Source organism: Collinsella aerofaciens (genome assembly GCF_027679495.1).
Taxonomy (GTDB): domain Bacteria; phylum Actinomycetota; class Coriobacteriia; order Coriobacteriales; family Coriobacteriaceae; genus Collinsella; species Collinsella aerofaciens_AK.
This window is the reverse complement of sequence record NZ_JAQEKC010000049.1, coordinates 1-746: the sequence shown is the minus strand read 5'-3', so window position 1 is coordinate 746 and position 746 is coordinate 1. Positions and strand designations below refer to the sequence as shown.

Here is a 746-nt window from a genome sequence, read left to right as displayed (position 1 = left end):
TCGGCTCCCTTTCGGTTAACCTCGCCCCGCGCCAGCGACTCGCTGGCTCATTCTACAAAAGGCACGCCGTCACACCATAAAGGTGCTCCGACTGCTCGTGGGCGCACGGTTTCAGGTACTGTTTCACTCCCCTCCCGGGGTGCTTTTCACCTTTCCCTCACGGTACTGGTGCGCTATCGGTCACAGGGTAGTACTCAGGCTTGGATGGTGGTCCACCCAGGTTCGGACCGGGTTTCACGTGCCCGGCCCTACTCAGGGACCGCGTCGCGCCGTCCGGTCTGGGTTCGCGTACGGGGCTGTCACCCGCTGCGGCCGGCCCTCCCATGCCGTTCCGCTCCCCAGCCGGACCTGCGCCCGGGGGCGGCAGCCCCCGGATGCGCGGCCCTGCAACCCCGTCGGCGGAACCCCTGCCGGGTATGCCCGCTCGACGGTTTGGCCATCGGTCCCCTTTCGCTCGCCGCTACTCGGGGAGTCTCGAGATTGATTTCCTCTCCTCCGGGTACTTAGATGTTTCAGTTCCCCGGGTTGTCCTCCCGGCCCCTATGTGTTCGGGGTGGGGATATCCACACTGCTGTGGATGGGTTCGCCCATTCGGAGACCCCCGGGTCGAAGGATGTGTGCTCCTCGCCGGGGATTATCGCAGCTTGCCGCGTCCTTCATCGGCTCCCTGTGCCAAGGCATCCGCCGTGCGCCCGTGGTATCTTGCGGGACCGCATCGGGCCCGCGGGATATCCACGTGTCGCTAA

General features: G+C 65.8%; 1 rRNA gene (running past one end of the window). It reads right to left on the bottom strand.

Annotation, left to right across the window (positions count from 1 at the left end):
* Positions 1-708: ribosomal RNA gene (locus PGW49_RS10240) — 23S ribosomal RNA — on the bottom strand; it reaches 2,292 nt to the left of the window's first position.
* Positions 709-746: the final 38 nt, after the last annotated feature.